Below are 24,217 nucleotides of genomic sequence, written 5' to 3'. Positions count from 1 at the left end.
CCGCTCAATCGCAATCCTGGGGACCCGCACGGGCCTGGCGACTCACATGGGTGATGACGGGCACAGATGTGGCCACTTCCACCTCGGCAACCACATCGGCATCTTCAACCCTGCAGGAAGCAAGTCTGCCTCTGTTGGCAAGAGCCACTGTAGCCGCCTTCACACATGGTGCGGGATCGCCTTCGTCCAGGGCGGAGGCCGCGGCCAGGGCCGACGCATCGGCCCCGGTGCGGGCCTGGGCCTGGCATATCAGCAGATTCGTGACGAGGGCCAGGAGAAGTAGGCCGAAGGCGGCCACGGCCACCAGACAGATGCCGAGAATGGTGCCGGATCCGCCATCGGCCTTGCGCAGCCAGGCCGGACCCTGGTGGTCCCCGCTGTGCGGCCTGCACGTTTGCGGTCGACGGCAGTCGTTCCCTGTCATGCCGACCCCTCCCCTGATTCTTCCAGCACGGCCACGGCCTGGCCGAACACACGTGGCGGAAGTATGCCGAAGGGCCCCTTCAACACCGGGCAGGCCACCTTCACACGCACCTGTCCCCCACCCTCCTCGACGTCCACTTGGACACCCCGCCCTGCCACCCTCCGTGCAAGGGCGGTCGAATCAGCATCGGAGCGGGCCAAGACGACCTCGCGGGCGACGGCCCGAGCGGCATCCTGACAGCCCATTCCCACACGCGCAACCTGGGTCATGGCCAACAGGAGGACTGCCATGACGATGAAGGCCGGCAGGATGACGGCGAATTCAGCCGTCACCGTCCCACGGTCGGCCCTCGCGCTCCAGGAGGTCCACCTCTTCCGGCACCGTTTTACCGTCTTCAGGACTATCATTTGGGAACCTTTGCCATATTGCGCCCCAACCTCTGAGGTCAGGAGACCGTCAAGGCCTTCTTCAGCAGTGAAGCCAGGAGCGATCGGACGGTATCCGACTTGAGCAGGACCAGGAGGACACCGGCGAAGGCGGTGGCCGCGATGAGGACCACCGCATATTCGGCCGTGGCCGCTCCCGATTCAGGCCGACTGGCCAGAATCCGAATCTTCATGTACACGGCGCTCAGACACCGCCGAGCCTGCCGAAGGGCACCATCCAAGATGCCCTGCACTGACTCACCTCCCTTTCGGAGGAGTGCGGCCGCCCTCCTCCGCACGCTCTTGAGCGACTTTTCCATTGACTTCTTCATCTCTCCCATGCTCCTTCCCTCTCTCTTGCATAACCTGACTGTCATCGGTCTGACCTTTCTCTCTTCCCTGTTCGGACCATCCCCACTCCTGCCCCCCACTTCCCGACCCCGCCCGTACATCCACCACCTGCTTAGGATGCCCCCAGTCTGCGCCACCCGGACCGGCTGCGGGAAGGAGGCCCATTCGTGTGGTCGAATGTGCCATCCGACGGCAGCCTGTCGATAACCAACCGTCATCACAGAGGGCGGCAGACAGCATGAATTGAAAATGGACCATCCGCCGGGTCGACAAGCCAGGGGGGAACGGTCTCGGCCCCTCACGTCAGGAAGCCGGCGAAAGAGGCTATGCAGGGGATGACCCCGATGACGATGAAGGCCGGCAGGATGCACAGGCCGGTCGGCAGCAGGATCTGCACGGACAGCCTGGCGGATGCCTGTTGCAGACCCCTCCTTCCCTCGACATCCAGACGGGCCGTCTCGGCCTTAATCCTGGTCCCGGCCGAGGTACCCGTCTTCCATGAGGGTTCTAGGCACCCCTTGAGAAGGGCCATATCCTGCCCGTATACCGGCCCAGTGCAGACCCGGGCCCAGGCCATTGACCACCCGCCACCGGAGTCGAGGACCCCTGCGACACGGACCAGGTCATCTCCATAGTCACAGGAGAGGGCACGACCTGTCTGCGCGAGGGAGCCCGAGATGGACGAACCCTGCGACAGGCAGGCCGCCACCATCTCCAGGACCAGGGTGATCGGCGGGGGACCCTCGTCGGCCAGCACCAGTCTTCCAAGCCAATCGGGCCGGCCCGGAGAGGCGGCCAACCATGCGCAAGCGAGGAGGCAGGCGACGCAAATCTGCCGGACCATGTCAGCCGACTCCCCCGGCGTCCTTCAGGAGGACATCCATCCACATGAGGCCCGACAGGTAGAGACAGCCGCCGAGCAGGAGACAGGCCGTCCCCGGACCCGGTTTCAACAGAAAGGACAGGGGGGCCGCGCCCATGAACTCCCCCAGGAGGACGGTGAAAGCCGGCAGGAAGGAGAGAAGACGGACCGTGGCACTGGGCATGGCGAAGGCGGAAGACCGGGCTTCGGCCATGGCCTCCAACCTCCTGTGAAGACGGGAGACCATATCCAGGCATCCGGCCGGAGGGCATCCCGTTCTGGCGGTGAGCACCCATATGGCGTGAAGGGCAGCGGCCAGAAGATCCACCTCGTCCTCTTCATCCCCACGAAAACAGCGGCCGGACACCACCTCGGCAGCCCGCCCAACGGTGATCCCCCTGGTGGCGAAGGACCTCCCCGCCGCCTCTTCAAAAGCCTCTACCAAGTCACCCCCGCTGCTTATCCGCGCCCCCAGGAAGGCGATCAGCGCGGCGACCCCCTCCCTTGCCGGCCCGGCTTCCTCTGGGCGCTCAAGACCTTGTAACCGCCCACTGTGCCCGGAAAAGCAGGCTGCAGGTAAGGTATCCGCCACCCGGAAAACACCGGATGGGACCGGAAGGCCGAAGGCTCCAAACAGACCATATGTGCGCGAGAGGAGGGATAAGCCGAGGGCGCGCGGCCGGTCCGACAGGCAGAGGGCACAGGAGAGGAAAAGGAGGGCAAGGGCCAGGCAATCACTCATGGTCCCTCCCCTGTGAGGTCCCCGTTGCCGTCCGTATGCCCCAGCGGCGTGCGAAGGCAGCCCATCCTGACAGGTATCTGGCCCCTCCCGCCCCCTCCCAGATGCATAGGGGCCGACCGCTCAGGCTTCCTTGCCGGTCCAGCGCGAGGACACCGATCTGGGCGATCCTGCGTCTGCCGCCAGTTCTTTCCAGGTGGATCACCGCATCGAAGGCCCCTTCCGCCAGGGAGGACAAGGCCCTTGGTTCCAAACCCGCAAGAAGGCCCAAGGTGGCCAGGCGGGCCGGGACCCTTTCCACCCCGTCGGCGTGGAGGGTGACCATGCCCCCTCGGTGGCCTGAGTTAAAGGCCCTCAGCAGGTCGGCCACCTCCCCGCCACGGCATTCACCCAGAATGATCCTGTCGGGACGCATGCGCAGTGTGGCCCTGATCAGCCTTGCAAGATCTATGCCTCCCGCCCCCTCCACATTCGTCTCCCTTATGGCAAGGGCCACATGGTCGGCATGGCCGGGAAGGATTTCCAGTTCCCGCGTCTCCTCGACCGTGACCAACCGATCCGCGCAGGGGCATTCGGCCAGGAGGGCACGCAGAAGCGTGGTCTTCCCACTCCCCGTCCCCCCGCTGATCAGGATGCTGGCCCGGCCTGACACCAGGGCCTTGAGGGTGTAATACCAGGAAGGCGGGCACAAACCGCTTCCGATGAGACCTTCCAGACCGGGTCGGTCACGGCCGGGCAGACGGATGGAGATGGAGGCTCCCACGGGGACGATGGGGGCGATGACCGCATGCAGGCGGATGCCCCCTGCGGTGGAAGCGTCCGCCATGGGACTGGCATCGTCCAACCGCCTGCCCAGCTGCGAACAGACCTGGACCGCGAAGTCACGCACCGCCTGGGGGCCTGAGAAACCGGGCATCGGGTGGCACTCGACCATCCCCGCCCCCCTGTCCGCCCAGACCCGGCCCTCACAGGTGACCGTGACATCGGTGACAGCGGGGTCGGCCATCAACCCGTTCAGACAGCCGAAGGCGGGTATCCCGTCCGATGGCCGCATCTCAACCATGCCTCCTTGGCCTGCCCAGGTCCATGACCTTGGCTATACAGGCGCAAAGGTCATCGAGACCCCTCCTGTAGGACCTCGGCAGGCCCTCCATGCCAAGCCCGGCCAGGGCGGAACGGGCCAGGGTGCGGTGAGGTCGAAAGACGGCGCAGATGTCGACACCGAGAAAGTCACAGGCCTCCTGGACATCAACCGCCTGGGAGGGAGGGACCAACCTTGGGTCCATGCCCACGAAGATGGCCTCCCGTCCCGGGCCTATCCACTCTGATTGCCCGCTTCCCTCCCCTCCTCCTGGCCCTTCCTCCCAGCCGGATCCCCCGTCGCCAGTGCCCTGCCGGCGAGGTTGAAAGCCCCTGCGGCCGACCCCGCCCCCACCGGTTTCCATCAAACGAAACCTGTCCATCAGATGGGAGGCTCTCGCCAGACCAAGGACGCTCATTTCCACGACCAACACCCAGGGGGCCGCCGACAGGGAGGGCAGACCCGACACATCCTCACCCCTCCCCCCATCTACGATCAGCAGGTCCCTTGCCATCGCCAGGGCCCGGACGGCCGCATCCACGTTCCACCAGTCGGCGGCGCCCTCCTTCCATGGGTCACTGCTGAGCACCCCCACACCGTCCCACGTCGGCAGTTCCCGGTCCAGAGCTTCAGGGTCCAACCTTCCCAGAGGTGCTTCGACCTGGCCCATCCTCATTCCCTCTTCGCCCTCGATCCCCAGCAGGACGTCAAGTCCGCCCCCACCGGAACAGTCGACAAGGGCGGTCCGGGTCCGGTCTGTGGCCAGCAGACGGGCACAGAGGGCCGCCAGGGTGCTGACCCCCACCCCTCCCCCTGCCGAGGTGAAGATCAAGGCCCCAAGGGCCTGGGCACCCTCCCGACTTGTCCCGCAGGCATCCCTCCCATCCGATCCACCCCCTCCCCACCCGGCTCGATCTCCTACGTTTCCGGCAACTGCGACCTCTCGCCTGTCCATATCAGCAACCCTCCATGGCTCACCTGCCCCGTCCCCCAATTCCACCAGGGGACGGCCCATGGGGAGCAAGCGAATCATAGATGTGGTCGAATGTGCGACACGCCTCGAATTTCAACGATTCTTGGCAGTGCCGGAGAGAATCCGAACAAATGTCCACAAGCCGCCTGTTCAAATTCACAAACCGAGCTCCGGACAGCAAGGTTGTGCACCAGAGCGCACAGAAGCGAAAATCAACCGTCCCCTTCGACGCCTCCCTCACATCGACTTGCCATCCGCAGACAAGCTGGCATAATCATAGTTACAAGGAAAACTCAAGAGAGCGGAAGCCCACAAAAGTGTATGGTCACAAGGACTACTACGTTGGACGGGCGTTGTCATTGAGTACTTACCGTTACGACGATGATGTTGTGCAGAGATTCCGCCTGAGTCGACCTTGTGGGGCCACCCCTTGAGGGGTGGCCCCTTTTACTGTGCCCGCTGCAAACGCGTTGCACCCAGGAACACAAAGGAATACAGTGATTCGGTATGGTTCAGATATTCGACGCCCCCTCGCAGGCCATACTGAAAAGTCAGATAGCCGAGCACATAGCGGAGGACAAACAGCCCGAGGCCGTATCCGGCGAGCGCAGGGCTCCCGCGAAGCCCCTGCCCGAGGACCGTTATTTCGACCGGGAGATCAGCTGGCTCAAGTTCAACAAGAGAGTGCTTGAACTGGCGGAGGACGAAAGCGTCCCCCTCCTGGAAAGGGCGAATTTCGCGGCCATCTTCGCCAGCAATCTGGATGAGTTCTTCATGGTCCGCGTGGCCGGCCTCAAGCGCCGCGTCGACACCGGCATCGCGGTCCCGGCCCCCAGCGGGCTCAGCCCCCGTCAACAGCTGCGGGCCATTTCCGAGCTGGCCCATACCCTCCAGGACGAGCACGCCCACTATGTGATCGAGCACATCCTGCCCGACCTGGCCGGGGAGCGCATCAACCTGCTCGGTTGGAACCAGCTGAGCTCGCACGAACAGGAACGCCTGTCGAACTTCTTCCACCGCCAGGTCTTCCCCGTCCTCACCCCCCTGGCCGTGGACCCCGCACATCCCTTCCCTTACATATCCGGCAACTCCCTCAATCTGGCCATACTGGTGGAGAACCCCACCTCAGGCAAGACCCACTTCGCCAGGGTCAAGGTCCCCGACAACCTCTCCCGCCTGGTCCCCGTGGACGACCTGACCGACGAGGAGGGACGCGAGGAGCGTTACGGGTTCATCACCATGGAGAACCTGATCATCGCCCATCTGGAGTCCCTCTTCCCCGGCATGATCATCAAGGAGGCCCGCTCCTTCCGGGTCACCCGCAACGAGGACATCGACGTGGAAGAGGACGATGCCGAAAACCTCTTGAACGCCATGGAGAAAGAGCTCCTCCAACGCCGGTTCGGCCCCCCCATCCGTCTTGAGATATCGGATGCCACCTCCCCCTTCCTCTCCCAACTCCTGGCCACCAAGCTGGGGGTGAACGAGGAGGAGATCTACCGCCTGCCCGCGCCCTTGGACTGCACGATCCTCTTCGAGATGCAGTCCATAGACCGGCCAGACCTGAAATTCCGCCCTTTCATTCCCACCACCAACAGACAGATAGCCGAGGTGGAGTCCAGCCGGGCGCAGGACATCTTCGCCGCCATACGTGAGCACGACATACTCCTGCATCACCCCTACGACTCCTTCTCCACCTCGGTGCAGGCCTTTCTGGCCCAAGCGGCCGCCGACCCCAAGGTCCTGGCCATAAAACAGACCCTCTACCGCACCTCGGGCAATTCCCCCATCATCAACGCCCTGGTGGATGCCGCCCATGCCGGCAAACAGGTCCTGGCCCTGGTCGAGATCAAGGCCCGCTTCGACGAGGAGGCCAACATAGCCTGGGCCCGCCAGCTGGAGAGGGCCGGAGTCCACGTGGTTTACGGGATCGTCGGCCTGAAGACCCATTGCAAGCTCTCCCTGGTCGTCCGCCAGGACCAGGACGGTCTGCGGCGCTACTGCCATGTGGGCACCGGCAACTACAACCCCAAGACCGCCCGCCAGTACACGGACCTGGGCCTGCTCACCTGCGACCCGGTCGTCGGTCAGGACCTGACCCGGCTCTTCAACCAGCTTTCCGGATACGCTCCGAAGTCGAGCTTCCACCGCCTCCTGGTGGCCCCCAGGACCGTACGCAGCGGCCTCATCCAACGCATAGAAAGGGAGGAGCGGGCCGCTTACGAAAAGAAGGAGGCCTGGATCAAGATCAAGGTCAACTCCCTGGTGGATGAGAAGATCATCGATGCCCTTTACCGGGCCAGCCAGGCCGGTGTCAAGATAGACATCGTGGAACGGGGGATCTGCTCCCTGAAACCGGGTGTGCCGGGCTTGAGCGAGACCATCCGCGTCCGCTCGATCCTCGGCCGCTTCCTGGAGCACAGCAGGATCTTCGCCTTCGCCAACTCACAGGGCCCGCAGATCGGGGAGGGACCCGTCTCGGGGCCGGAGGTCTGGATCGGTTCGGCCGACCTCATGCACCGCAACCTGGACCGCCGGGTGGAGGCCCTGGTCAGAATCACCGCCCCCGAACAGGTGGACGGCCTGATCGACTACGTGGACCTGCAAATGGCCGACACGACCAGCTCCTGGCATATGCAGCCTGACGGGACCTATGTCAGGCACTCCAGGGCCGATGACGGCAGCCCCCTGGTCGACTGTCAGGAGTACCTGATTGACCGGCACTCCCGCACCAAGCGCAGGGGGCACTGACGATGCCGTGCCGGCCGGGAAGCACCGGGGGCCGCAAAACCCAGCCGGGTCGCCCCGGAAGCAGGTTTTCCCCGGACGGGAGGACCCTGTGAGCAAGACAGTCGAGGCGGCCGGAGCCATCGTATACAGGCGGCGCAGGGACTTCCCGGGGTGGATGAAGTTCTCGGACGACGGCAGACCGCCTGCCGGGGCCTGCAACCGCTCCCTCCTGGAGGACCTGGAACTCTGCCTGGTCCATAGGCCGAAATATGACGACTGGAGCTGGCCCAAGGGCAAGTTGGAGGCAAGGGAATCATCCGCACAGGCGGCCGTGCGGGAGGTGGGCGAGGAGACCGGACTCCTGATCCGCCTGGGACCCTATCTGGGCGATGCCGAGTACCCCTTGGGCGATGAAGGCGGTGGAAAGAATCCCGGGGCGGAAGGGCTCAAGCACATCCGCTACTGGATGGGAGTCCCCCTGGAGGACCGGTCGGGGATCCCATCCATCCAGGACCTCCTTGGACCAATCCGCCGGCCCGACCCCGAGGAGATCGACCAGACCAGATGGGCGTCCGCCTGGGAGGCCAGGAACCTCCTGACCCACCCCAGCGACAGGGACATCCTCGACGCTTTCATCGACCGGGTGGACGAGGGAGGGGCCCTGGCCCGCCAGCTGATCATCGTCAGACACGGCAAGGCCGTGGCCCGCAAGGAATGGAAGGGGAAGGACAGCGACCGGCCCCTGACCCCAAAGGGCGCCGGGGCCTCTTACGCCCTGGCCCGTGAACTGGCCTGCTTCGCACCTGACCTTGTCCTTTCTTCCCCTTGGAAGCGTTGCGTGCAGACCCTCAGACCCTATGCGGACGAGACCGGGCAGGAGATCGCCACCGTGGACTGTCTGACCGAATCCGCCTACAGGAAGCACCCGCAAGCCGCACTGACCTGGCTGGACCATCAGATGGGGAACCTCATGGAAGGGGAGGTCACCACCGTGGTCTGCATGCACCGTCCCGTCCTGGAGGGAATATTCGACCGCCTTCGCGGTTTGTGCCTCAGCAGGGACCTGGCCAAGCGCCTCTCCCCCCACTCTCCCTACATGCCCACGGGCACCGCCGTCGTCATCAGCCTGGCCTGCACGGACGGGTCCGACGGAAAGCCCTCCATCATCGACATACAGAAGGTGACACCCCTTGTCTACTGACAGCTATTCACAGGTCGGCCCCTCATCGATCAGGCCATCGCGCACAGGTTTCGTGGCCTCCGGCCGCGGCTCGGCCCGCCCGTCCCGTCCCGGCCAGCTGGACCCGGCCCTGAGCGACCAGCTCTCGGGTGGGATCGACCCGCAGGAGATCAACGAGATGAGCCACATCTCCGCCGCCTCCCTCCTGGACAGGGTCCATCACACGCAGGACCCGAAGATTGTGGAGCGGGTGCTGACCCTGGTGGACCGCGAGGGGGTGGATATCATCGCAGAGCTTTGGAGCGACGCAGATCCCGATTCCCTCCCCGGGATCCTCTGGCGGCTTTACATGCTGCGCAGCTGGATGCGCAGGGATGCCGAGGGCATCAGCCACCTGTGGAGGCTGGGCGAACCGACGGACACGGCGGCATCGGCAATAGCCGGAGTGGACCCGGCCCCAAGCGCCGAGGACATAGCCAGGACCGCCGACTCCATCCTTTCGGGGGCCTTCACCGGTGACTTCGCCGTGGCTCTGGAACGGGCCAGCGCCTTCTGCGATGTGATCGCCCGCGGGATGAAAGCCTCTGTGCGCAGGGCGGAAGGCCGGCAGGCACCTGTCGGCCAGACCGGACAGGCGAAACCGGGTGGGGAGGACGGGGGCCGCCGCAAGACCCAGGTTCTGGGCTCGGCCGCCTCTCTGAACCAGACGGCCAGAGACTTCCTGCGCGGAGCCTCCCTCTGGCGCAGATCCAGGCTGGACTGAAGGCCTGCCCTGTTTGAGCCGGCGGAGCCGGGCAAATCGGGTATCTTACGGCGTGGCCCTGTGGACACCCGGCCCTCCTGCCGTACAATGGGAAACGCGTCGGACCATGGTTAAGCCCCGGGCTCCGTTTGTTGCCGCTACGAGCGGCGTTTGCGCCGACAGGCGCTTTCATGGTTCGGCGTTTTCCCATGTCCTGGTCCATATCCGGCAGTGTGGTCAAAGGACCGGTGGGGCATGCCTGTCCCTCCTTGCACGCTCCAGGCGCCTTCGTGCGTGCACCCCGGCCGGCCCCGATAGGGATGGCCCCGACCGGTGAATCACGAGGACTTGTGCACATTGCCGATTCACACGCATATTCAACATCGTGCTGGGCTATCCTGGTAAGTATGGAACTCCACGTACTAGAACACCCGCTCATCGAACACAAGCTCACCGTGCTGCGGGACAAGAACACACCATCCAACACCTTCCGCGAGCTGATCAGTGAGCTGGTCATGCTGGAAGCCTACGAGGCCACCCGCAACCTCGCCGTCGAAGACCATCCGATCGAGACCCCGGTGGCCCCCATGATCGGAAAGAAACTCTGCTCCCCCCGTCCCATGGTGGTCCCCATCCTCCGTGCCGGCCTGGGCATGCTGGACGGCATGACCCGCCTCCTGCCGACCGCCGAAGTGGGCTTCCTCGGCATGAAGCGCGACGAAAGCACCCTGGACATCGTGACCTACGCCAACCGTCTGCCCGAAGACCTGTCAGGCCGCCAGTGCTTCCTCCTCGACCCCATGCTGGCCACCGGGGGCACCACAATCGCCGCAGCCCACTATCTGGCCGAACGCGGAGCAAAGGACGTGACCTCCATCAACATCCTGGCCGCCCCTGAAGGGCTTGAACGAATCAAGAAGGAAATCGACCCCAGCGTGAATCTGAAGGTCGTGGTCTGCGCCGTGGACCAGACCCTGAACGAGCACGCCTACATCGTGCCCGGCCTGGGCGATGCCGGCGACCGACTCTACGGCGTCATCGACTGAGTCCCTTCCGACTGGCTCTCTCTGCCGGCGACATGCCACCCCACGTGGCCATGCCGCCGGCGGTTTTTTATCCTCCACGCGGTCACCTGCCCACGTCCGCCCGAGGTCCGGCGGCCCCTGAATCTTCCCTGAACCTTCCCTGAACCGACCCTCAGCCGACCCTGAAAACACCCTGAATCCTCCTATCGCAGCTGGTGAAATGGCACCAGAAGGGATCAACCCCCCCAAGCCCATCCGGGCGGGGCGGCGCCACGGTGGAAGGAAGACATGAACGGTTCGCCTCTCATATTGGACAAGGTTTCATACAGGTACGGGACGAAGAAGGGGGGAAGGACCGTCTTGGACGGGGTGGATCTGGAATGCAGCCCGGGCACCTGGACGGCCATCATGGGGCCCTCGGGGGCCGGCAAGTCCACCCTCCTGTACTGCGCCGCCGGTCTGCTGAAGGCCGGCGGGGGCACGGTCCTCATAGCCGGCCAAAACCCGGCGGACATGAAGGAGGCGGCGCTGACCCGCCTGAGAAGGGATCACCTGAGCTTCGTCTTCCAGGACTACAACCTGGTCGAAGCCTTCACCTGCCTGCAAAACGTGATGCTGACCGACCTCTTCGGCGGGAGGAAGATCCCGGTCCCCACCGCCCTCCAGGCCTTAGCGGATGTGGGATTGGAAGGCTACGCCGCCACCTGCCCCACTGACATGTCCGGCGGCCAGCAGCAGAGGGTGGCCGTGGCCCGCGCACTGGCGGCCGATCCCGAACTCCTCTTCGCCGACGAACCCACCGGGGCCCTGGACACCCGCAGCTCCAAGGCGGTGATGGACCTGTTCAATCTGGCTGCGGGCCGTGGAAGGACCATACTCATGGTCACCCACGACCCCAACGTCGCCGCCAGGGCCGACCGGGTGGTCTTCCTCCGGGACGGGCGCGTCCACTCCACCTGCCCGGGGGGCGACCCCCAGGCCATCGCCCACCGGCTGGCCCTTATGGATGACGAAAGGCCAGGGGACGACTATTTGACGGGATTGCCCCCGCAGCCTCCGTCCATGCCAACCCGTTCGCAGCGGCCCCTGACCGACTCGACAGGCAGAGCCCTGTCCCCTTCGGCCATGGAAGAGGCACGGCGATGAAAGGACCGCATCGGACCCGGCGGGCCGGGACAACCACCGCGTCCGCTCATGCAGAAATCATGGAAACGACGGCGGTTTCGGCGGTCTACACGGGTGTCCGTCGGCCCCGCCCATCATCCCTGGTCCTGGGCCTGGTGCGCAGGCACCGTTCCTCATACCTGGTCATGCTCCTGGCCACCCTGGCGGCCTCCACCCTGAGCAGCGGCTGGATTCAAGCGGCTTTCTCCATCGGCCACAGGGACGGGGCGCCACCGGCTGGCCAGCTCAATGCATACGAACGTCTCATCCAGGCCGGCGGGGAGGATGCCGCCCGGCAGATGGCCGTCATGGCGGCGGTCATCTGCGCCTTCATCTCCATCATCCTGGTCATCTCCTCGGTCGGCTTCCTGATTGAAACCCGAAGGAGGGAATATGCCATGTTCCGCCTGGCTGGTGCCTCCCCAAGACGGGTGAGGCGGCTGGCCCTGGGAGAGTTCATGGTCCCCCTGGCTGTGGCAGACCTGGCAGGCAGTCTGTCCGGTTGCCTCCTGTCCGGCGCCTTCGTCAAGGTCATCCTCGATTCAGGGATCTACGGGGTCCGGCTTGCCGGCCGACCAAACCTGGCCGGTACCCTCATCGCCTTCGTCTCCCTGATGGCTGCCTGCCTGGTCGGCGTTTGGTTCGCCGCCAGGCGGATCGGCTCGGTCAGCCCCATTGAAGCCCTGAACCCGTCAGGGCGGACGGCGGCCAAGAAGAAGATCGGCCCGGTCAGGATCCTCCTGGCCCTGGCCGGCCTGACCGGCGGGATGGTCCTGGTTCTGGCACCCGTCGACGGAATGGATGTGGAAACGCGGATCCTGACCTCCACCGCCTGCCTTCTGACGGCAGTCGCCGCCCTGGCTCCCCTTCTTGTGACGGCCGTCGGGTCGGTCATCGGCCTCCCCCTCCAATTGGCGACCCGGGGCTCGGGCCTTCTGGCCCGTCAAAGGGCCCGACGGGAGAGCAGGGCCTCCGGTGCCATCGCCCTGCCTGTCATCCTCATGCTGGTCATCATGTCCGGGATACTGACCCTAGCCCGTGCAGGATGGACCAGTCAGACGGTCAGCCAGTACGCCCCCGTCCAGGCCGAGATAATCGTGACCGCCGATGCGGATGCCGCCGGGGCCCTGGACAGGACCCTGGTCACCTCACCGGACGTGGATTCAGCAGTCACCTACCGCAGCGAAGACTGGCAGGTCTCAGGCCCCGGCGTCGATCGGAACAGCACGACCATCTTAACCATGGTCCCCCTGCGTGGGCAGACACCGGGCGCCCGCCCTGCCGACACGATCATGCCCACCTTCATCAAGGGCTCCCCTGGAGACCTGGGCCCAGGCCGGGTGGCGGTGACCCGACAGTGGGCCCAGAACAACCTGGAAGGGAAGGAGCCCCTGGGCCAGACCCTGATCCTGACGGGGAAGGACGACAAGACCCAACGGTTCACCGTCGCCGCCGTGGTCGACATGGGGCCGACCGGCCAATCCAGCCAGCTGGTCATGGGCCCTGAGAGCGGGCTGCAGATCGAACCGCCGCAGGCCAAGGGACTGACCACCCTGGTCCGGCTCAAGGCAGGGAGCGACCCCGGCCGGGCCTCGCGCGACCTGGACGGCCGGTTGAGACAGGACCCAACCGCTTCCGGGGCCCGGGCCAGAACCCGAAGGGAACATATGGACTACGATGCCAGGCGGTCCGCCCATGTCCAGCAGGGCCTGCCCAGGATGACGGCCGGAGCGGCGGTCCTTGCATCGATCTTCCTGGTCCAGTCCTGCGCCATCGTCGCCAGCGAGCGCCGCCTGCAGAACGGCCGCCTGCGGGATGTCGGCGTATCACGTCTGCCCCTGGCCATGGCCTCTATCTGGGAATCAGCCATCGACGTCCTGGCGGCCACCGTCCTGGCGGCCCTGGTCATGCTGGCCGTCATCTGTGGAACCTACCGGCAGATGGACACCGCCCTGGCTGGTATCCGAATCCCCCTGCCATACGGGTACTTTTTCGGCATGGCCCTGGTGGGGTTGGCGGCGGCCATGCTGACCTCCGGTCTCTACACCTGGATCAGTTCGCAGCCGAACCGGTCTGGACTATGACCGGCCTGGGCGGGCGACGGGGCCCGGTCTTGATCACGGACATGAGGACGGCGGCAAAGATCAGGGCGAAACCGGCGAAGGAGGTCCAGCTCAGTCTCTCTCCCAGGAAAATGACCGAGAAGGCGACCGAGAAGAGACTCTCCGTGCACATGACCACTGAAGCGCTCTCGGGGGCGATGTGGGCCAGACCTATGTTCTGCATGACCTGAGCCAGGAAGGTGGCCCCCAGGAAGAGGTAGAGGAAGCCGGCCACGACGCCGGGCCTGAGCCAGGAGGTGTTGGGACCGGGTTCACTGACCAGGGCCCCGCCGAGGAAGAGGACACCGGCCACGGCGAACTGCACGAAGGTGATGGAGAGGGGGGAGAACCGGCGGGAGTAGCGGCTGAGCATGGTCAGGTTGAATGCGTAGGCCAGGGCGCAGCCAAGGGTCAGCCAGTCCCCTCTTGACAGGGAGAGGGAGGAGGAACCGGGCTTCAAGGCAACGAAACCGACACCTGCCAGACAGATCACGCAGGCCATGAGGTTGATCAGGCTGGGACGGTGGTGGAAGAGGAGCCAGACCACGAAGGGGGTGAAGACGCAGTAACTGGCCGTCAGGAAGGCGCTGCGCCCCGGGTCGACGGTTTTCAACCCCACGGTCTGCATGGCCATGGTCCCGTAATAGGTTATGCCCACCACAAGGCCGGGCAGGATGATCCGGCGGCTCAGGTGGGGGAGGATGTGCCGGGGGAACAGAAGGATCATGAAGAGGCAGGCCCCGGTCATCCGCAGGAACATCATCCATTGGGGAGGTATGGCCACCATGACCGACTTGGCCACCAGGTAGCTGCCGCCCCAGAGGGCTGCGCAGCACAGGAGCATGAACCTGGCCAGGTTGGGAGGGAAATTCATGGAAATCATGGTGTGGAGCTTGCGGAAACCGGCGCGGAGCATGGCCGCCCGCCCCTTCATGCCGTGGCCGTCGCCCTTCAGGGCTCGAAGACCTCCCCTGACCACACGCCCACCGGCACGAACACCCATTGCTTCCAGCCTTTACAACCGTGTAACCCAGAAAATGACGTTGAACAAGGACAATCATAAAGACAGGCGGGGGCGCAACATGCCGATGGAATCCAGGGTCCTGACCTTCAGGCAGATTCCACGGCAGACCCCGGACGGCCAGGCAGGTAGGACTCGAAGATGAAGCGGTCGAAATCGTCGCGGGCGGCCTCCCCCTCTTCTGCGGAGCGGACAGTCCATGCCACCGGCCGGCCGCCGAGGAAACGGTAGACCCTCATGGGCAGACCGTGTCCGGCCCGCCGCTCCATGGCCACGAAGTCGGGGCGGCCCAGCCAGTTGAACCAGAGCCTGCCGGCCAACCACCTGACGGCCTGGTCCAGGCTGCGCACCGGCCCATGGTAGGGGACGGCCAGCTGGCCCCTGCAGACCTCAGGCCTGTGACGGCGGTACCAGGCAAGGGCCAGGGGGTTGAAGGACTCGATGACGTACTCCCCCTTATATGCGCTCAGCAGGGCATCGGTCTTCTCCATCAGCGCCGAATCCAACCGTGAGCCCATCTTGTACTCGACAATGATGGGGGTCCGGCCGCCGACCAGCTCCAGGACATCGGACAGGAGGGGGACATGGCAGCCCCCCTGCCCGTCCCGTCCACCCTGCTGTGGCGCCGAAACCGAATCACCCGCCCGTGATGGGGCCGGGAAGAGGGGGATGTCACACAGCTGCTCGTAAGTCAGGTCGGCCACGGCGGCATCCACCCCGGCCACCCTCTTCAGGTTGTCGTCGTGGATGACCACCACCCTCCCGTCGCGGGTCAGGTGGACATCGAGCTCCATGCCGTATCCGGCCCGGCAGGCGGCATCGAAGGCGGGCAGGGAGTTCTCCGGCGCCAGGGGGGAGCGCTCCCTGCGGTCATTCGGCATGTCCGGCCGGGCCTGGTGCCTGCCGACCGGCCCTTCAGAGGACCCGGCCCCCTCCAGGTGCTGACAGAGTTCCAGGTACTCCTTCTGCCCCTGCGAGCGCCGGTCCGGGTCCAGGCCGGATCCCGCGTCGTGCAGGCCCCTGTGGGCATAAGGGACCGGGGGGACGCCGACCCCCGACCTCCGGCCCCTGATGACCACCAGGCCAGGAGCCAGGCTCCACACGCGCAGGGCGGCAGCGCCCAAGACCGTCCACATGAAGAACCTGCCCGCACCACCGGACCGCTTTCGAGATGTCATCATCGCCCCTTTGGATTCACCACGGCCTTGCCGGGCCGCGGCATCGACTTGACTACCTCCACGCTAGCATTCCGGTGACCGGGAAGTATCCTGATAGGAGGAAAGGAAGGTGCGGCATGAGTGAACCTACGAGGACCGCCATCGCGACGGTGAAGCTGAACAACGGTGTCGAAATGCCCATGGAGGGGTTCGGGGTCTACCAGATCCGCGACTTCGACCAGTGCAAGCAGGCTGTCCTGGATGCCCTGGAGGTGGGCTACAGGTCCATCGACACGGCCCAGGCCTACGGCAACGAGGAGGCCGTCGGGGCGGCCATCGCGCAGAGCGGGATCAAGCGTGAGGAGATCTTCCTGACCACCAAGGTCTGGATCAGCGACTACGGCTATGACAAGGCCAGGGAGTCCGTCCTGCGCTCCCTGGACAAACTCGGGACCGACCACCTCGACCTGACCCTCCTCCACCAGCCCTTCAACGACTACTACGGGGCCTACCGGGCCCTGGAGGACCTGTACGACCAGGGGAAGACCCGGGCCATAGGGGTGTCCAACTTCTATGCCGACCGCTATGTGGACCTGGTCAAGTTCAACAGGGTGGTGCCGGCCGTCAACCAGTTGGAGACCCATGTCTTCCAACAGCGCAGGACCGACCGCAAGTATCTGGACAAGTACGGCACCCAGATCGAATCCTGGGGACCCTTCGCGGAGGGGTTGGGAGGCATGTTCACCAACCCGGTCCTGACCCGTGTCGGCCAGGCCCATGGAAAGACGGCGGCTCAGACCGCCCTGCGCTTCCTGGTCCAGGACGGGGTGGTCATCATCCCCAAGACGGTCCACAAGGAACGCATGCAGGAGAATCTGGACATCTGGGACTTCGCCCTGACCGGGGCCGAGATGGAGGCCATCCGGGGGCTGGACCAGGGCAGGTCCCTCTTCATGGACCACGAGTCCCCCGAAACCGTGGAGGACTTCGCCGGCTGAAGCCGGGAACCGGCCGGATTCAGGCCAGGCTCCGAAAGGGAACCGGGCCCAGGTCTGTAACCGGGTTCAACCCAATCACCGGGCCCGGGCCGGCAGGTGCAGGCAGAGACCCACGGCTGTCAGCCTCACCCCGTCAGCCCCCGCCCTCCTGGCGACGCCTCAGTGCCCGGTGCTTGACCAGGATGTCGAAGACGATCCAGGCCGAGAGGATGAAGGCCACCACATAACCCAGCATGCCGACCACTGGTATGCCGAAGATTACGGGTTTGATTCCAGCGAAGTAGACTATGGAGGACCCCACGTAGAGGCCGACCACGATCAGGGCCATGGTCAGCCTGTTGACCATGTCGGACAGCTGCTGAAGGGGTTCCTCGGAGCCGACCAGCTCCACGTTGGCCTTGAGCTGCCCCCTGGTGAGCATCCTGGCGGCGTTCTTGGATTCGGCCAGGGCTCCCAACAGACCGTGGAGGGCCAGATCCCCTTCGGAACCCAGCTGGCCCGCCCCTTCCTTTATTTTTTCCTCCAGGCTGGTCGAGGAGGCGACGTGGTTGGCGATGATCTGCACCATGTTGGCATCTGGCATGAAGGCATCCAGCAGGCCCTCCAGGGTGACCAGGCAGCGGGCCACCATGGTGACCGAACCGGGAACCTTGACCCCGTGACGGGCGGCCAGCTGCATCACCGCATTCACGTATGAACTGATGTCCAGGTCGGCCAGGTCCATCTTCCCGTAATGCTGGACCAGGGAGTCCAGATCGGCCAGGAGGGCCGGATAGTCTTCGCTGCGGGTCTTGGAGGTCCCGGCGAAACGGAGGAGCCCCTGCGCCAGTGCCGGGGTGTCCTCCCTTCCGACCGCGAAGATCATGTCCTTGAGGACGGACCGGGTCGCCTTGTCGATCCGGCCGACCATGCCCATGTCAATCAGGACTATCTTCCCCCCGCGGATGATGATGTTGCCGGGGTGGGGGTCGGCGTGGAAGAAGCCGGCATCCAAGATCTGGGTGGCATAGTTGTCGACCAGCTTGGTCCCGATCTCCTTGAGGCTGTAGCCCTGGTCGACCAGCTTGCCCGGGTGGGAGACCGAGGTGCCATCCACGTATTCCATGACCACCACATGCCGGGTGCACAGATCCGGATATGGCTTGGGGCAGTCCATGTAGGCATAGGACCGGCAGAATCCCCGGAACTCGGCAAGATTGTCCGCCTCCCGCTGGAAGTCGGTCTCCGATTGGAAGGTGTCCCAGAGCTCCTCCACCACCCCCTTCATGTCAACCACCTGTGTCTTGTGGACGAAGCGGGAGGCCCACTTGATGATGCTGCGCATGATGTCGATGTCCTGGACCATGGTCTCGCGCACGCCCGGACGTTGCACCTTGACGGCCACATCCTCCCCCGTCACCAGACGGGCCCGATGGACCTGGGCCAGAGAGGCCGACCCCAGCGGTGTCGGGTCGATGGAGGAGAAGATCTCGTCCAGGGGCCGCTTGTACTCGGCGGTCAGGGTGTCGACGACCGTGGCGTATGGGATGGGGTCGGCCTCGGCCCGAAGTTTGGACAGCTCCCGGCAGAAGGAGTCGGGGAGGATCTCCGAACGCATGGAGAGGATCTGCCCCACCTTGACGAAGGTGGGTCCCAGCGCCTCGAACATGAGACGCATGGTGACCGGGGTCAGACCGTGCACGATGTCGTATTGGTTGGCTATCCGCACAATCTGCGCCAGCCGCCTCAACTTGCCCCGGCGGGTGACCCGGCGGCCCTCGTCCAGGTCGGAGTCGCCGCGGCCGTAGCCGAACAACCCGATGGTCTCTATATGCGAATCACGACCGGCCATCGCACCCATTCCTCATCCGTCTTCCCTTCCGCATGATCGCCACTGGCATCGGACCGGCCAGGACCGGCCCCTCCCGATCGGGAGCGGCACGGACCCTCCCCTGCCGGGGCCCGTATCCGCCCGGTAGGTCAGACGGCAGGGCTTCCGGCGGGGTCCGCATAGGAATCCCCTGCCGGAGTGTCCGGAGCGTCGGAGCCTGCCGTGGCCGCCCGGTCCAGGGGACTGGGGTCAACCGGGCCGGCCGGGGCCGGCGCCGGCGGCGTGGAGGGTTCCGAGGGGGTCGGGGGGACCGGACGGGAGGCCTCAGGCGCGACCGGAGCCGAGGGTCCCCCCTGGCCGGCGGTCGCCTGTGACCCGGACCGGGCTGCCTGAGCCCTGTTGCGTTTGAGTTCAGTGTTGAGTATCTTGCCCTGGTCGACGGTCAGCTCACCCTTCTTGACCAGGTTGTCCACGATCTCCTGCCCCTTCTCGACCCCCGTGGCCAGGGCGCCTATGCCCGCCAAGATGACCTTGCGCAGTCCGTCTCCCAAATCGAAATCAGCCATGATATGCCTCCCAGCATCTTGTCCTTCCGCCCTCGAGGCGGAAGACCATCCAAATCCCAGCCTGGGCCGGAGGCCAACCTCACTGGCCGTCCATGGCAGGGGACCCGGGTACAAGGCCAGTCTACCCTGAGGCGGCCTCCTTTCCCCGTCGCTTCCTGCCAATAATATCGATTGCGTACACAGCCCCTCCCATGCCGGGAGTCCGACGATCCCCTCGGGAGCCAGGCAGACTCCCGTCGCCCGACCCGTCCCGGCCCAAGGACGAGGGGAACACAAATCCAATGAGGCAAGAATGTCCCTGTCCTATCCGCATGAGTCCCCCTTCCTGCATGGCACCAACCTCCCCGCCGTCGGCGACTACAACCGCAGCGTGGTCCTCGACACCATCCGCAAGGCCGGCCAGATCAGCCGGGTGGAGGTGGCCCACCTGACCGGGCTGACCGCCCAGACCGTGACCAACATGGTCCGCAAACTGATCGACGGGGGCCTGGTCCAGGAGCAGGGGACCGTGACGGTTGGCAGGGGGAAGCCGAGAACGGCTATAAGACTGAATCCGGAAGGACGTTTTGCGCTGGGAATCCACCTGGAGCCGGCCAGAACCACCGTCATCCTGATCAATCTGGCTGGTGAGATCATCGACAGGGACCTGCCCATCCTGCCGGACGACTCGGCCGGAGCCATCGCCGTCCTGGCCCGGTCCGCCGCCCTCCTGCTGGAACGCCAGGGGATACCCAGGGAAAAAGTCGGAGGCATCGGCATTGCCATCCCCGGCCCGTTGGATGCGGGAAGGGGTACGGTCCTTGACCCTCCCAACCTGTCAGGGTGGCGCAATGTCCGTCTGGCCCACGACCTGGAATCCATCACCGGCCTGCCCGTCTTCATGGAAAAGGACGTGACCGCCGCCTGCCACGGCCAGACCTGGGCCGGCAACGGACAGGAGACGGGTCAGGACTACATCTTCATGTACATGGGTCTGGGCATCGCCTTCGGAACGGTCAGGCAGGGCCAGGTCTACCGGGGCCGGACGGGCAACGAGGGGGAGATGGGCCACATCGTCGTGGACACCTCGGGCCCCGCCTGCTGGTGCGGGCAGAAGGGGTGCGTGGCCGTCACCTGCGACCCGCGCTCACTGGTCAAACAGGCGGAGAAGGAGGGGCTCTTCCCAGGCCCCACCGGGGTGAACGATCCGCAGGCCTTCAACGACTCCGCCGACCTTCCCCTCCTGGACGGGGCCTTCAGATCGCTCTGCCGAAGGGCGCACGATGGCGAGGACGCCTGCAGGGACCTCCTGGTGGAGGGGGCCGGAAGAATCGGCCGGGCCGTAACCATCCTGACCGACCTGTGGGATATGGACACGGTGGTCTTCGGAGGCCCCTATTGGCACCTGATGGAAGACATCTACCTGGACCGTGTGGGCCAGGTGCTCAGGAGGCGGTCCGTCCTCAGGCAGGTCCACGATTTCAAGGTCCTGTCGACCACACTGGGAGGCGACCTTGCGGCCATCGGCGCCGCCAGCGCGATACTTGACAATGACCTGACCCCCGGCTCGTCACCGGGGATGTCGGGGAAGGACCACCCCGCCCTCTGACACCCTGCCGTGGCGGGGGCGACGGCCGGGAGAGGGCCCGGGCAGGACCTGCCCTCCCTCATCAAAGGGGCCGGCCAGACACGAAAGACCCACCCACCGGTCATGAAAGGGCCGCCCAGCAGGATGCCGGGCGGCCGATTGGCATCGGGTCATCGGGCCGGGCAATCAAGATCGCCGGCCCGTTGACCTGGAAGGTGGTCCAATCTCAGGACCTGCGGAACCTCAGCGTCACGATCTGGAAGGGGTGAAGCTCAAGGTCGATGCCGCCATCCTCCTGGGATCTGATGGCCGGCTGGACGGCATCGCAGGGGACCTCCATCAGGCCCACCTCATCGACCCCGGACCAACCGAAGCCGGCGGTCAACCGGGCCCGTGAACGGGCGCCTGCGGACTCGTAGAGGCGGACGATCAGGTCGCCGGACCTGTCTTCGGCCAGCTTGACGCTCTCGATGAGCACGTCACTCCCATCCACCTTGACCAGGGGGTCCACCGGGTGGGCACCCGACCAGGAGCGAAGGGGCACGTTGAGCCGGTATCCCATGCGGATGGCCCTCCTGATGTCGGTGCCGACTCCCAGGGCGACCGTGAAGTCGTGCCCGCCCAGGTCGGCCCGGGGGTCGGGGAAGTGGGGGGCGCGCAGGAGGGATATCTGGATGCGGGTGCCCGGCCTGCCGTCAGGCAGGATGAACTGGTGGACATCGTGGCCGTAGTTGGTGCAGTTGGCCAGGCTGACACCGAAACCGCCCTCCTGTATGTGCACCCACCGCTGGGCGGCGGCCTCGAAGCGGGCCTGCTCCCAGGAGGTGTTCTCGGTGACCGGTCGGGACAGGTGGCCGAACTGGATTTCGTTGACGGCCTCCTTCGTGTAGAGGTTGGTCGGGAAGGAGAGCTTGAGGAGCCTGTCGCTCTCCTTCCAATCCACATGGGTCCTGATGATCAGGGCATCCGTGTCATCATCCAGGCTGAGCTCCTGGCTGAAGGAGGACTGGCCGATGGTCCCGGTCAGGGTCAACCTCCCCTGGTCGCTCAGGGCGGTCCCTTCCACCCGGGCTCCGGGCAGCTCCATGTCCTGGTAGGTCTTGTCGATGTCCCAGGCATCCCAATGGGCGGGGGCGTCCACGAAGAGACGGAGGACGTTGGCCGGCACCGCCGGGTCGATCGCATCCCTGCCGGAGGCCTTGTCGACTGCAGAGAGCACATGGCCCCGGGAGTCGATGCGGAAGGAGACACGGTCGTTTTCGAGGACCACATCATCGCCCTCCCTGCGGGCCCGGCTGACCGGGGCATCCCCGGCGGCACCGGTGTTGCCCGTCCGGGGGGCCGCGACGGCACCGGCGGGCACGCCCTCCTGGGCCAATGGGCCGGCATTGGCTTCAAGGGGGACGTCCCCACTGCCGGCGAGCGCCTTCAGGGACCTGTCGATGATCTCCTCCAGCTGGGCCCAGATCTTCCGGTCGGACCGCTGAACCTCGGCGTATACCCAGGCGATAGCCGATCCGGGCAGGATGTCGTGGAACTGGTAGAGGAGGACCTTGCGCCAGATCTCCTGCAGTTCGTCGTAGGGGTAGGGGGTCCCGCAGAGGATGGCGGCCTGACTGGCCCAGTACTCGGCCTGCCTCAGGAGGGATTCGCTGCGCTTGTTCCCGCTCTTGGTCGCCGCCTGAGAAGTGGCCGTGCCCCGGTGGAGCTCCAGGTAGAGCTCACCCACCCAACGGGGCGGGTTCTTCATTTCGTCCTTGGCCTGACGGAAGAAGGTCTCGGGCGAAGTCATAAGGACCCGTGGCCCGCCCTCCAGATCCTTCTGGAGCTCGGCCGCCGCCACCATCTCGCGCGTGGGGCCGCCGCCGCCGTCGCCCCACCCGTAGAGGAGGAGACTGGAGGCACCCTTGCCCTTCTCGGTGTAGTTCTTCTCGGACCGGGCCACGTCGGCCGGGGAGGCGTCGGAGTTGTACTTGTCCGACGGGGGGAAGTGGGTGAATATCTCGGTCCCGTCGATCCCCTGCCACATGAAGGAGTGGAAGGGGAAGGTGTCCGTATCGTTCCAGGAGATCTTCTGGGTCAGGAAGTAATCCATGCCTGCCAGGCGGGCGATCTGGGGGAAGGCCCCCGAGTATCCGAAGCTGTCGGGCAGCCAGGCGATGTGCGAGGTGACGCCGAACTCCTCCTGGAAGAAGCGGCCTCCCTGGAGGAACTGGCGGACCAGGGATTCGCCCCCGGGCAGGTTGGCGTCGCTCTCCACCCACATGCCGCCGACGGGGACGAACTGGCCGGAACGGACCTTGCGCCTGACCCCCTCGTAGACGTCGGGTTCGCTCTCCTTGAGCCACTGGTACTGCTGGGCCGAGGAAGCGGCGAAGATGAAATCAGGGTACTCGTCGGCCAGTTCGACCACATTGCTGAAGGTCCTGGCGACCTTGCGCGGGGTCTCCCTCAGGGGCCAGAGCCAGGCGGAATCGATGTGGGCGTGGCCCACGGCATAGACCGTGTGCCCCTTGGTGGCAGGTGCGCTGAGCACATCTGCCAGGCAGCGGCGGGCCTGGGCGGCCGTTCCCGCGACGTCGTTGGGGTCGATGCTGTTGAGTGCGGCCTCGATGGCATCGAGGATGTTGGCGTAGCGGGTGCGGGTGGGGTCGATTTCCCGCAGGAGGCCTTGGAGGACATTGAGCTCCTGGATCAGGTTCCACACCTGGAGGTCGAGCAGGCCCAGCTCCAGCCTCTGCAGGTGGTAGATGCCCTTCTCCTTGCCGACCCCCTCATTGCCCAGTTCGGTGGGGTGGAACGACCCACCGTTGGAGATCTGCGGGTTGGAGGCGGCCTCTATGTAGAATTCGCAGGGTTGGCCGGGGTCAGGCACGGGCACCCATCCGTTGAAGGGTTCGATGGCCTTGACCACCGAGCCGTCCGGACGGTGCACCAGTCCTTCTGCCTGGAAACCGGGGCCCAGGCCCACCTTCCCCAGGTCGACGACCAGTTCCGGACGGGTGTCGGCCTCCTGGGCCCACTCCGCCGGCACCTGGCCGGTCACGTGGAGCCACCAGGTGTCCCAGGCCGTTCCCCAGGGGTCCCCCACCGACATGGGCCTGTACTCGGCCTGCCGGGCCGTCTGGAAGTCGACAGGTTCACCGGCGACATCCCAGGACTCGATCGAGACCGGGCAGGTGTGGCGGTACAGAGCGTTCCGCAGGTGCTGGCCCAGAAGCCTGTCCAAGCGCCACAGGACCTTTTCCTCATGCGTGAATCCCAATGTTCAACCTCCTTGTTGGCGGGACCCAAAAGACC

The 24,217-nt window shown here is 65.4% G+C and carries 19 protein-coding genes and 1 pseudogene; 8 read left to right on the top strand and 12 right to left on the bottom strand.

Annotated features, from left to right (window positions below; all coding sequences use genetic code 11):
* Nucleotides 1-4 precede the first annotated feature (4 nt).
* The 7 genes from V6584_RS00805 to V6584_RS00775 form a co-directional block, all read right to left on the bottom strand.
* The gene (locus tag V6584_RS00805) at nucleotides 5-424 is read right to left on the bottom strand and encodes an Rv3654c family TadE-like protein (RefSeq protein ID WP_340468560.1); all 420 of its coding nucleotides are present in this window, start codon (nucleotides 422-424) and stop codon (nucleotides 5-7) included.
* The gene (locus tag V6584_RS00800) at nucleotides 421-831 is read right to left on the bottom strand and encodes a TadE family type IV pilus minor pilin (protein WP_340468559.1); all 411 of its coding nucleotides are present in this window, start codon (nucleotides 829-831) and stop codon (nucleotides 421-423) included. Before V6584_RS00800 ends, V6584_RS00805 begins: the two co-directional genes overlap by 4 nt.
* A 38-nt stretch (nucleotides 832-869) precedes the next feature.
* Nucleotides 870-1,181: a DUF4244 domain-containing protein gene (locus V6584_RS00795; RefSeq protein WP_340486103.1), complete on the bottom strand. Its 312-nt coding sequence runs from the start codon at nucleotides 1,179-1,181 to the stop codon at nucleotides 870-872.
* A 317-nt stretch (nucleotides 1,182-1,498) separates the two neighbouring features.
* Nucleotides 1,499-2,044 carry a pilus assembly protein gene (locus V6584_RS00790; protein ID WP_340468558.1) on the bottom strand — a complete coding sequence of 182 codons (546 nt, stop codon included), beginning with the start codon at nucleotides 2,042-2,044 and terminating at the stop codon, nucleotides 1,499-1,501.
* Nucleotide 2,045: 1 nt separating this feature from the next.
* The gene (locus V6584_RS00785; protein ID WP_340468557.1) at nucleotides 2,046-2,507 is read right to left on the bottom strand and encodes a hypothetical protein; all 462 of its coding nucleotides are present in this window, start codon (nucleotides 2,505-2,507) and stop codon (nucleotides 2,046-2,048) included.
* Between the two features lie 289 nt (nucleotides 2,508-2,796).
* Entirely contained in the window at nucleotides 2,797-3,864 is a 1,068-nt protein-coding gene (locus V6584_RS00780; RefSeq protein WP_340468556.1) for a TadA family conjugal transfer-associated ATPase, read from the bottom strand.
* Nucleotides 3,857-4,837: a CpaE-like family protein gene (locus V6584_RS00775; RefSeq protein ID WP_340468555.1), complete on the bottom strand. Its 981-nt coding sequence runs from the start codon at nucleotides 4,835-4,837 to the stop codon at nucleotides 3,857-3,859. Before V6584_RS00775 ends, V6584_RS00780 begins: the two co-directional genes overlap by 8 nt.
* Nucleotides 4,838-5,362: 525 nt before the next feature.
* Here V6584_RS00775 and V6584_RS00770 point away from each other — a divergent pair.
* The 6 genes from V6584_RS00770 (at nucleotide 5,363) to V6584_RS00745 (ending at nucleotide 13,780) form a co-directional block, all read left to right on the top strand.
* Nucleotides 5,363-7,606 carry an RNA degradosome polyphosphate kinase gene (locus V6584_RS00770; RefSeq protein WP_340468554.1) on the top strand — a complete coding sequence of 748 codons (2,244 nt, stop codon included), beginning with the start codon at nucleotides 5,363-5,365 and terminating at the stop codon, nucleotides 7,604-7,606.
* An 88-nt stretch (nucleotides 7,607-7,694) separates the two neighbouring features.
* A complete protein-coding gene (locus V6584_RS00765) occupies nucleotides 7,695-8,786 on the top strand; it encodes an NUDIX hydrolase (RefSeq protein ID WP_340468553.1) in 1,092 nt (363 codons plus the stop codon).
* A 28-nt stretch (nucleotides 8,787-8,814) separates the two neighbouring features.
* Nucleotides 8,815-9,528 carry a thymidine phosphorylase gene (locus V6584_RS00760; RefSeq protein ID WP_340469680.1) on the top strand — a complete coding sequence of 238 codons (714 nt, stop codon included), beginning with the start codon at nucleotides 8,815-8,817 and terminating at the stop codon, nucleotides 9,526-9,528.
* Between the two features lie 386 nt (nucleotides 9,529-9,914).
* Entirely contained in the window at nucleotides 9,915-10,553 is a 639-nt protein-coding gene (gene upp, locus V6584_RS00755) for a uracil phosphoribosyltransferase (protein ID WP_340468552.1), read from the top strand.
* A gap of 267 nt (nucleotides 10,554-10,820) precedes the next feature.
* A complete protein-coding gene (locus tag V6584_RS00750; RefSeq protein WP_340468551.1) occupies nucleotides 10,821-11,678 on the top strand; it encodes an ABC transporter ATP-binding protein in 858 nt (285 codons plus the stop codon).
* Nucleotides 11,679-11,737: 59 nt separating this feature from the next.
* On the top strand, nucleotides 11,738-13,780 hold the full coding sequence (locus V6584_RS00745; RefSeq protein WP_340468550.1) for an FtsX-like permease family protein: 2,043 nt from the start codon (nucleotides 11,738-11,740) through the stop codon (nucleotides 13,778-13,780).
* Here the strand turns inward: V6584_RS00745 and V6584_RS00740 are convergent.
* Both V6584_RS00740 and V6584_RS00735 read right to left on the bottom strand, forming a co-directional pair.
* The gene (locus V6584_RS00740; RefSeq protein ID WP_404802614.1) at nucleotides 13,749-14,714 is read right to left on the bottom strand and encodes a DMT family transporter; all 966 of its coding nucleotides are present in this window, start codon (nucleotides 14,712-14,714) and stop codon (nucleotides 13,749-13,751) included. The two genes, V6584_RS00745 and V6584_RS00740, sit on opposite strands and share 32 nt — an antisense overlap.
* 194 nt (nucleotides 14,715-14,908) lie before the next feature.
* Entirely contained in the window at nucleotides 14,909-16,000 is a 1,092-nt protein-coding gene (locus V6584_RS00735; RefSeq protein WP_340468549.1) for a glycerophosphodiester phosphodiesterase family protein, read from the bottom strand.
* A gap of 113 nt (nucleotides 16,001-16,113) precedes the next feature.
* Here V6584_RS00735 and V6584_RS00730 point away from each other — a divergent pair, with 113 nt between their 5' ends.
* Nucleotides 16,114-16,974 carry an aldo/keto reductase gene (locus V6584_RS00730; protein ID WP_340468548.1) on the top strand — a complete coding sequence of 287 codons (861 nt, stop codon included), beginning with the start codon at nucleotides 16,114-16,116 and terminating at the stop codon, nucleotides 16,972-16,974.
* A 133-nt stretch (nucleotides 16,975-17,107) separates the two neighbouring features.
* Here V6584_RS00730 and V6584_RS00725 read toward each other — a convergent pair whose 3' ends face one another.
* On the bottom strand, nucleotides 17,108-18,814 hold the full coding sequence (locus V6584_RS00725; RefSeq protein ID WP_340468547.1) for an ABC1 kinase family protein: 1,707 nt from the start codon (nucleotides 18,812-18,814) through the stop codon (nucleotides 17,108-17,110).
* Between the two features lie 367 nt (nucleotides 18,815-19,181).
* Nucleotides 19,182-19,350: pseudogene (locus V6584_RS07975) on the bottom strand (phasin family protein); the annotation flags it as partial.
* Between the two features lie 292 nt (nucleotides 19,351-19,642).
* On the opposite strand from V6584_RS07975, the gene V6584_RS00715 reads away from it, so the two are divergent.
* A complete protein-coding gene (locus V6584_RS00715; RefSeq protein ID WP_340468546.1) occupies nucleotides 19,643-20,938 on the top strand; it encodes an ROK family transcriptional regulator in 1,296 nt (431 codons plus the stop codon).
* 205 nt (nucleotides 20,939-21,143) lie between these two features.
* Here the strand turns inward: V6584_RS00715 and V6584_RS00710 are convergent, their stop codons facing one another.
* Nucleotides 21,144-24,182, bottom strand: coding sequence for an alpha-mannosidase (locus V6584_RS00710; RefSeq protein WP_340468545.1), 3,039 nt, complete (start codon nucleotides 24,180-24,182; stop codon nucleotides 21,144-21,146).
* Nucleotides 24,183-24,217: the final 35 nt, after the last annotated feature.

The sequence above is a fragment of the Bifidobacterium favimelis genome, from assembly GCF_037963085.1.
GTDB lineage: Bacteria > Actinomycetota > Actinomycetes > Actinomycetales > Bifidobacteriaceae > Bombiscardovia > Bombiscardovia favimelis.
The sequence above is the reverse complement of the archived record's forward strand: the minus strand, read 5'-3'. Positions and strand labels throughout refer to the sequence as shown.